The following is an 8,361-nucleotide window of genomic DNA, read 5'->3' on the forward strand; positions in this document are numbered from 1 at the left end:
GAGCACTTGAAGGTTGTCCAGCGACACATTGCCCCGCTGCCGCGGCAGGCAATCCTCGATACGCGCGAATTGCGCAGGCGTAAGTTCCATGCGCAGTATGTTAGCACGTAGTGTTAACAGGCCCTAGTCGCCGAGCAGGGCCTGGATCGCGGCGAAACCCGCGCTGGCGCGCTCGCGCTTGCGCGCCGCGTCGGCCACCGGGTCGGCGCCGTCGCGCTGCAGCTCCTCGGCCGGCAGCTCGTCCAGGAAGCGGCTCGGCTGCAGCCGCACCTGCTCGCGGAAGCGCCGGGCCTGGCGGCTGTAGGAGAGCCACAGCTGGGTCTTGGCGCGGGTGATGCCCACGTACATCAGCCGGCGCTCCTCCTCCAGCGAGCCTTCCTCCAGCGCGGCCTCGTGCGGCAGCGTGCCTTCCTCGCAGCCGACGATGAACACGTAGTCGAACTCCAGGCCCTTGGCCGCGTGCAGGCTCATCAGCCGCACCTGGTTGCCGCCCTCGTCCTTGTCGTTGCGCGACAGCAGCGCCAGCTGCGCGGCCAGGTCGCCGGCGCTGGCGCCGCGCGGGCCGCCCTCGAACCAGTCGGCCAGCTCGTCCAGGTTGGCCTGGCGCCGCTGGAAGGCGGCCTCGTCCCTGCTCTGCGCGCGCAGCTCGGCCAGCAGGCCGGACTTCTCCACCAGCCGGCGCACCAGGTCGGCGGCGCTGAGCCGCGGAGCGTGGTCGCGCAGGTCGGCGATGATGTCGTTGAACGCGCTCAGGCCGTTGGCCGCGCGCGGCGGCAGCTGCTGCAGCACGCCCATGGACTGGGCCGCGCGCGACAGCGGCAGGTGCTTGCTCGCGGCCAGCTCGGCCAGGCGCGCCAGCGAGGTGGCGCCGACCTCGCGCTTGGGCGACTGCACCGCGCGCAGGAAGGCCGCGTCGTCGTCCGGGTTGGCGATCACCCGCAGCCAGGCCAGGGTGTCCTTCACCTCCTGGCGTTCCAGGAAGGCGGTGCCGCCGGTCAGGTGGTAGGGGACGCGCAGCAGCTGCAGCGCCTTCTCCAGCGGCCGCGACTGGTGGTTGCTGCGGAACAGGATGCACAACCCGCTCCACGGCACCTGCCTGGCCTCGTGCAGGAACGAGATCTCCGCCGCCACCCGCTCGGCCTCGTGCTCGGCGTCGCGGCACTCCCACACCCGGATGCGCTCGCCGTCGGGACGGTCGCTCCACAGCTTCTTCAGGTGCACGTGCGGGTTGTGCGCGATAAGCGCGTTGGCCGCGCGCAGCACCCGGTTGGAGCAGCGATAGTTCTGCTCCAGCTTGATCACCTTCAGCTGCGGATAGTCCTTCTCCATCTGCAGCAGGTTGTCCGGGTTGGCGCCGCGCCAGGCGTAGATGCTCTGGTCGTCGTCGCCCACGCAGGTGAAGTTGCCGCGCGGGCCGGCGATGGCCTTCAGCAGGCGGTACTGGGCGTCGTTGGTGTCCTGGCACTCGTCCACCAGCAGGTAGCCGATGCGCTCGCGCCAGGCCGCGGTGATCTCCGGACTCTGTTCCAGGATCTGCACCGGCAGGCGGATCAGGTCGTCGAAGTCCACCGCGTTGAACGCGGCCAGGCGCGCCTGGTAGCGGGCGTAGAGCCTGGCCGCCTCCATCTCGCGCGGCGAGCGGGCCAGGGCCAGCGCCTGCTCCGGCGACAGGCCGGCGTTCTTCGCCCGCGAGATCAGGTTGCGCGCGTCCTCCACCGCGTCCGGCTTGGTCCCTGGCGGCAGCAGGTCCTTGACCTGCGCGGCGGTGTCGTCGGCGTCGAAGATCGAGAAGCCGCGCTTGAGCCCGGCGGCCTCGTGCTCGATCTGCAGGAACTTCAGGCCCAGGGCGTGGAAGGTGCAGATGGTCAGCCCCTCGCCGGCGTCGCCCCGGATGCGCCTGGCCACGCGCTCGCGCATCTCCTTCGCCGACTTGTTGGTGAAGGTGATGGCGGCGATGCGCCGGGCCGGATAGCGCCCGGAACCGATCAGGTGGGCGATCTTCTCGACGATGACGCGGGTCTTGCCGCTGCCGGCGCCGGCCAGCACCAGCAGGGGGCCTTCGTCGTGCAGGACCGCGGCGCGTTGTTGGGGGTTGAGCACGGGCGCGGACGGGGTGGAACGGGTCGCGCATTCTACCCCGGGCGGGGTGGGGCCGACGCCGGACCGGCCGGTAGAATCCGTGCATGGCCAAGCTCTACTTCTACTACTCGGCGATGAACGCCGGGAAGACCACCACCCTGCTGCAGTCGTCCTACAACTACCGCGAGCGGGGCATGCGCACGCTGATCCTGACCCCGCGCCTGGACGACCGCGGCGGCCGTGCCGGCGTGGTGGCCTCCCGCATCGGCCTGCGCACCGAGGGCACGGCGTTCGACCGCGACACCGACCTGGAACGGCTGGTCGAGCGCGACGTGCTGGCCAACGGGCCGCTGGGCTGCGTGCTGGTGGACGAGGCCCAGTTCCTCACCCGCGCCCAGGTGTGGCAGCTGAGCGAGGTGGTGGACCGCATGCGCATCCCGGTGCTGTGCTACGGCCTGCGCACCGACTTCCGCGGCGAGCTGTTCGAGGGCAGCCAGTACCTGCTGGCCTGGGCCGACGAGCTGCAGGAGATCAAGACCATCTGCCACAGCGGCAAGAAGGCCACCATGAATGTGCGGGTGGATGCGTCCGGACGCGCGGTGACCGACGGCCCGCAGGTGGAGATCGGCGGCAACGAGCGCTACGTCTCGGTCAGCCGCCAGGAGTTCAAGAAGGTCATGCGCGGCGAGGGCACCATCGAGCCGCTGCAGGCGCCGCTGCTGTAAGCCGGGCGGCGCGGCTTACGCCGGCGCGTCCCCGCCGGCGCTGCGGCTGCGCACCACGGTGATGGTGCAGTCGGCCTCGGCCACCACCTTCGCCGACACGCTGCCCAGCAGCCGGCGCACGCCGGTGATGCCGCGCGCGCCCATCACCAGGTGGTCGATGGCGTTGCCGCGCGCATAGTCGATCAGCGCCTCGGCCACGTCGGCCGATTCCAGCACGTGGTAGGTGATGCGGTGGTCGGGCAGGTCCAGGGCCCGGGCCCAGTCGCGCAGCGCCACCAGGCGTTTGACGTGGCGGTTGCGTCCGGCCGCGTCCAGGTTGGAGTCCATGCCGATGCGCTGGGTGCGCAGCACGGTCACGCAGGCCAGGCGCGCACCGGGGGCGCTGGCCACGATCCGCTGCACCGCCTCGCGCAGCGCGGCGTCCAGGGCGGCGTCGCGCTGCTTCACGTCCACCGCCACCATGATCAGTGGCGCGCGTACCGCCGCCGGGGCCGGCTCGCGGAAGCGGCTGGCGTCCATGCCCAGCGACTTCCACCAGCGCCGCAGGGTGTCCAGGCGGCCGCTGCGCTGGGCGCGGTCGGCGCGCGCGGTCAGCACCACCTGCTCCGGATGCTGCAGCTCGAAGGCCAGCTGCGCGGCGCTGGGATGGCGCTCGTCCGGGTCCACCTCCAGGCAGCGCAGGATGATCTCCTGCAGCCAGCGCGGGATCTCCGGGTTGAGCGCGCGCGGCGGTGGCGGGTCCTGGTACAGCCGGCGCTTGAGCCCGCGCTGGCTGCCGGGCGAGCCGAACGGGCGCACCCCGGTGGCCAGGGGGTACAGGGTCACGCCCAGGGCGAACAGGGCGCTGCGCGGGTCCGAGCGCACGCCCAGCACCTGCTCAGGGGCGATGTACGGCGCGGTGCCCATCGGCACGCGGAACTGCTCGGCCAGCAGGTCCGGCAGCTGGGCGTGGCGCGACAGGCCGAAGTCGATCAGCACCATGCGCTCGCCGCCCTCGGTCGGGCGGTGCAGCAGCAGGTTGCTGGGCTTGATGTCCAGGTGCACCACATGCTGGCGGTGCAGGGCGTCCAGTGCCAGCGCCGCCAGCGCGCCCAGCGCCGCCCCCCGCTCCGGGTCCAGCGGCGCCTGGTCCAGCAGCGGTCGCAGGGTCTGCCCGGCCACGTGCTCCATCACCAGCCACGGCTGGTCGCCGTCGTCGCCGGCGGCGATGAAGCGCGGCACGTGCGGGCCGGACAGGGTCGGCAGCAGGCTGCGTTCGACCTCGAAGCCCACCAGCTGGCTCACCTTCTCGCCGTAGCCGATGCGCGGCAGCTTCATCAGCAGCGGCAGCCGGTGGTCCGGGTGCTCCACCCGCCACAGCGTGGCCATGCCGCCCTCGTGCAGCGGCTCCAGCAGGCGGAAGCCCCCCAGCAGCATCCCCGGTGCCAGTTTCGGCGGCATGTTCAGTCCTCCCCCAGCAGGCGCCTCGCGAAGACCTCCGGCAACCCGGCGGCGCGGATCCGTGCCGCCGCCGCTTCGTGGTCGTAGGGCACGCGCAGGATCGCCAGCTGCCGGCTGCCGGTGTCGTACCAGGCGCAGCAGGCGGCCGGATTGCCGTCGCGCGGCTGGCCGCAGGTGCCGACGATGGCCAGCCAGCGGCGGCTGGGCAGCAGCGGGATCGGCGTGCCCGGGCGCGGCTCGAAGTACGCCGCCGCACCGGGCAGGGTGCTGTCGTAGTACAGCGCCGGTTCGTGCACGTGTCCGCAGAAGGTGATGCGCCGGTCGGTGGCCGCCAGGCTGCGCTGCGCCGCCAGCAGGCTGTCCACGTAGCCCCAGCCGGCCGGGTCCCAGGCGTTGGCGTGCACGTACAGGCGGTCGTCCTCGGCCACCTGCAGCGGCAGTTCACGCAGGAAGCGCAGCTGCTCGCCGTCCAGGCGGTCGCGTGTCCAGGCGATGGCCGCGCGCGCCTGCTCGTGCAGGCGCGCCTGCTCCGGCGCCAGCACCGCGGCGTCGTGGTTGCCCTGCACGGCGATGGCGCCGGCGGCCACGTGCTCGCGCACCGTGTCCACCACCCAGGCCGGGTCGGCGCCGTAGCCCACCAGGTCGCCCAGGAACACCAGGCGCTCGCAGCCGGCGCGCCGCAGCGCCTTCAGGCACGCGGTGAGCGCCTCGCGGTTGGCATGCAGGTCCGCCAGCAGGCCGATACGCATCCTCTCCCTCCCGCGCCGCACGGTAGCCGCGGGCGCCCCGGCACGCCATTCGGCGAAGGTCTAGCGGCCGCTCAGTACAGCACCCGCTCCTCCGGTGGCGGCGGGTTCCACTGGTACAGCCAGGTCTCGGTGAGGGCGCGGCCCTCGTGGCGCAGGTACAGGCGGATGTCGATCTGGCCGGTGGACCCGTCCGGCGGATAGACGTCGAACATGGCGCGGTAGCCGTCGATGGCGTGCAGCGGCCGTGCCGAGACCGTGTCCACCTGGCCGCGGCTGGCCTCCACCACTGCTTCCACCGTGGCGTTGCGCGCGCCCAGGGCCGCCAGTTCGCCGCCGGCGAAGTCCACGGCGAAGCGCTGCGAATAGCGCTCGCGCCTGAAGCCGATCACCCCGCCCAGGCCGGTGCGGGTGGCCACGCAGCGGGCCAGCGGCGGACGCGCCGGCGGCTCGGCGCCCCAGTACAGGCGGTAGCCGAACAGCAGCTCCTGGCCCGGCTGCGGCCGTGCCTCGGGGTTCCAGAAGGCGACGATGTTGTCGAAGGTCTCGTCCACCGTGGGGATCTCCACCAGCTGCACGGTGCCGCGGCCCCAGGCGTGCTTGGGCTCGACCCACAGCGAGGGGCGGCGGTCATAGAACACGCCGTCGTCCTGGTAGTGGTCGAAGTCGCGGTCGCGCTGCAGCAGGCCGAAGCCGCGCGGATCCTCGTCGACGAAGGCGTTGAAGCGCAGCTGGCGCGGATTTCCCAGCGGCCGCCAGATCCACTCGCCGGCGCCGGTCCACAGCGCCAGGCCGTCGCTGTCGTGGATCTCCGGGCGCCAGTCCCAGGCCATGCGGCGGTCGTTCTCGCCGACCTGGAACATGCTGGTGCAGGGGGCGATGCCCAGCCGCTCGATCTCCCGGCGCGGGTACAGCGCCGCGTCCACGTCCATCAGCAGCGGCTCGCCGGGGGTGATGGCCAGGCGGTAGGCGCCGGCCACGCTGGGCGAGTCCAGCAGCGCGTACACCACCAGCGTCTCCGAGCCCGGTTGCGGGCGCTCCAGCCAGAAGGCGGTGAAGTCGGGGAATTCCTCCGGCCGCGGCAGGCCGGTGTCCACGGCCAGGCCGCGCGCCGACAGGCCGTACTGCATGCTCGCGCCCACCGCGCGGAAGTAGCTGGCACCGAGGAAGGCGACGAAGTCGCGCTGCATGTCCTCGGGCCGGTGCAGGCGGAAGCCGGCAAAGCCCAGGTCCTTCGGCAGGCGCCGGCCGTCCAGGCCACTGCGGCCGTAGTCGAACATGGCCGGGTCGTAGGCCAGCTCCCGGGCCTGGCCGTCGGCCACCTCGTACAGGCGTACCGGGCGGCGGAAGCCCAGGCCCAGGTGGAAGAAGGTGGCGCGGAAGCGCGTGTCCGGCAGGTCGTGCCAGAGCGCCCGCTCCGGGCGGGTGCGCAGGGCGTGGTACTGCTCCCAGCCCAGCGCCGTCACCGCCGGATGCGTGACCTCGCCGCGCGGCGTGTACGGCCGTCCGGCGAGGGCACGGGCATGGCCCTTGAGCCAGGCGTAGTCGAAGCGGTGGCGCTGGCCCAGCGTGGCCGGCGCGGGGGAGGTGGCCAGGGCCGGGAGCAGGCCGGAGGCGGCGAGCGCCGCGCCGGCACGGATCAGGAACTGGCGTCGGTGCATGGCGCGTCCGTGGTATGGGAACGGGCCATCTTAAGCATGCTCAAACCGCAGGCAGGCTTAACGCGCGCGGCTCAGCGCTGGCAGCGCGGGCACCAGACCGTGGTGCGCTGGCCGACGCTGGCCTGGCGCAGGCGGGTGCCGCAGGCCGGGCAGGGCAGGCCGCCGCGGCCGTACACGGCCAGCTCCTGTTCGAAGTAGCCCGGCGCGCCGTCCGGGTTGAGGAAGTCGCGCAGGGTGGTGCCGCCGCGGGTGATGGCGTGGCCGAGGATCCCGCGCACCGCTTCGGCCAGGGCCATGTAGCGGGCCAGTGAGACCCGCCCGGCCGGGCGCAGCGGGGAGATGCCGGCGCGGAACAGGCTCTCGGCGGCGTAGATGTTGCCCACGCCGACCACGATGCGCTGGTCCATCAGGAAGGTTTTCACCGGCGCGCTGCGGCCGCGGCTGAGGCGNTACAGCCAGTGGCCGTCGAACCGCTCCGACAGCGGCTCCGGGCCCAGTCCGCGCAGCAGCGCGTGCTCCGTGCCGGCCGGCTGCCACAGCAGGCAGCCGAAGCGGCGCGGATCGGTGAAGCGCAGCACCCGGCCCGAGTCCAGGGCCAGGTCCACGTGGTCGTGCGCGCCGACCGGGGTGTCGGCCGGCAGCACCCGCAGCATGCCGGACATGCCCAGGTGGAGCAGGGCGCTGTGGCCGGCGTCGGTGTCCAGCAGCAGGTACTTGGCGCGGCGGCGCACCTGCACGATGCGGCGACCGGGCAGCTCGCGCGCCACCTCGGCCGGGATCGGCCAGCGCAGGTCCGGCCGGCGCAGGGTCACGGCGGTGACGGTGCGGCCCTCCACGTGCGGGGCCAGGCCGCGGCGGGTGGTCTCGACCTCGGGCAGCTCGGGCACGGCTCAGGCTCCGGCACCGGCCAGGCGGGGCACCGCGGCGTCGCCGGCCGGCGTCCACAGCCGCACCGGGCCGCCGAAGGCCTCCGACAGCAACGCCTCGTCGAGCATGGCCGCGCGCGGTCCCTGCGCCAGCATGCGGCCCTCGCGCAGCAGCACCACGTGGCCGATCTCCGGGATGATCTCCTCGATGTGGTGGGTGACCAGCACCAGGGTGATGCCCTGGCGCGCCAGCTCGCGGAGCATGGCCAGCAGGCGGTCGCGGGCGACCACGTCCAGGCCGGTGCTGGGCTCGTCCAGGAGCAGGGCGTGCGGGCGGTTGACCAGGGCGCGGGCGATCAGCACCCGCCGCGCCTCGCCGGTGGACAGCTCGGCGTAGCGGCGCCGGCGCAGGTCCGCCACGCCGGTGCGGGCCAGGGCCTCGGCCGCCCGTTCGCGCATGGCCTCGGTGATCTCACGGAATGGTGGGACGACGAAGCTGGCGAACAGCCCGCCCAGCACCGCGTCCTCCGCGGTCAGCCCCGGCAGCTCGGCCAGGCGGGCGCCGAAGTCGGCGGTGACGATGCCCAGTTGCGAACGCAGCCGGTCCACCTGCCAGCGCGCCTGGCCCAGCACCCGCACCGGCGGCGGGGCGTCGGCGCCGCGCGCCAGCGGGTACAGCTCGCGGGTGATGAGCTTGATCAGGGTGGACTTGCCGCAGCCGTTGGGACCGAGGATGGCGGTGTGCTGGCCCTGGGCGATGCGCAGGCTCAGGTCGTGCAGGACCCGGACCTGGCCACGGACCACCGTGGCGTGGTCCAGCTCGATCAGCGGGGGGAGGTCGGGG

7 protein-coding genes are annotated in these 8,361 nt (G+C 73.2%); 1 reads left to right on the forward strand and 6 read right to left on the reverse strand.

Annotation, left to right across the window (positions count from 1 at the left end; genetic code table 11):
* Nucleotides 1-123 precede the first annotated feature (123 nt).
* Nucleotides 124-2,100, reverse strand: coding sequence for a UvrD-helicase domain-containing protein (locus tag CR938_RS13185; protein ID WP_162125440.1), 1,977 nt, complete (start codon nucleotides 2,098-2,100; stop codon nucleotides 124-126).
* A gap of 83 nt (nucleotides 2,101-2,183) precedes the next feature.
* Here CR938_RS13185 and CR938_RS13190 point away from each other — a divergent pair, with 83 nt between their 5' ends.
* Nucleotides 2,184-2,804, forward strand: coding sequence for a thymidine kinase (locus tag CR938_RS13190; RefSeq protein WP_162125441.1), 621 nt, complete (start codon nucleotides 2,184-2,186; stop codon nucleotides 2,802-2,804).
* Nucleotides 2,805-2,819: 15 nt separating this feature from the next.
* Here CR938_RS13190 and CR938_RS13195 read toward each other — a convergent pair whose 3' ends face one another.
* The 5 genes from CR938_RS13195 to CR938_RS13215 all read right to left on the reverse strand — a co-directional run.
* Nucleotides 2,820-4,244, reverse strand: coding sequence for a serine/threonine protein kinase (locus tag CR938_RS13195; RefSeq protein WP_162125442.1), 1,425 nt, complete (start codon nucleotides 4,242-4,244; stop codon nucleotides 2,820-2,822).
* Nucleotides 4,245-4,246: 2 nt separating this feature from the next.
* On the reverse strand, nucleotides 4,247-4,993 hold the full coding sequence (locus tag CR938_RS13200) for a metallophosphoesterase family protein (RefSeq protein ID WP_162125443.1): 747 nt from the start codon (nucleotides 4,991-4,993) through the stop codon (nucleotides 4,247-4,249).
* Nucleotides 4,994-5,064: 71 nt separating this feature from the next.
* A complete protein-coding gene (locus CR938_RS13205) occupies nucleotides 5,065-6,651 on the reverse strand; it encodes an OpgD/OpgG family glucan biosynthesis protein (RefSeq protein WP_162125444.1) in 1,587 nt (528 codons plus the stop codon).
* 71 nt (nucleotides 6,652-6,722) lie between these two features.
* On the reverse strand, nucleotides 6,723-7,538 hold the full coding sequence (gene mutM / locus CR938_RS13210) for a bifunctional DNA-formamidopyrimidine glycosylase/DNA-(apurinic or apyrimidinic site) lyase (protein ID WP_162125445.1): 816 nt from the start codon (nucleotides 7,536-7,538) through the stop codon (nucleotides 6,723-6,725).
* A 3-nt stretch (nucleotides 7,539-7,541) separates the two neighbouring features.
* Nucleotides 7,542-8,361 (reverse strand): ABC transporter ATP-binding protein (locus CR938_RS13215; protein ID WP_246191098.1); only part of this gene is annotated, 820 nt, incomplete at its 5' end.

Origin of the sequence: Pseudoxanthomonas taiwanensis (assembly GCF_010093135.1) — a bacterium.
GTDB classification, from domain to species: domain Bacteria; phylum Pseudomonadota; class Gammaproteobacteria; order Xanthomonadales; family Xanthomonadaceae; genus Pseudoxanthomonas; species Pseudoxanthomonas taiwanensis.

Excerpts from the sequence above, each read along its gene's own strand:
- CR938_RS13190 (WP_162125441.1), top strand. The coding sequence starts at position 2,184 with ATGGCCAAGCTCTACTTCTACTACTCGGCGATGAACGCCGGGAAGACC.
- CR938_RS13195 (WP_162125442.1), bottom strand. The coding sequence starts at position 4,244 with ATGCCGCCGAAACTGGCACCGGGGATGCTGCTGGGGGGCTTCCGCCTG.
- CR938_RS13200 (WP_162125443.1), bottom strand. The coding sequence starts at position 4,993 with ATGCGTATCGGCCTGCTGGCGGACCTGCATGCCAACCGCGAGGCGCTC.
- CR938_RS13205 (WP_162125444.1), bottom strand. The coding sequence starts at position 6,651 with ATGCACCGACGCCAGTTCCTGATCCGTGCCGGCGCGGCGCTCGCCGCC.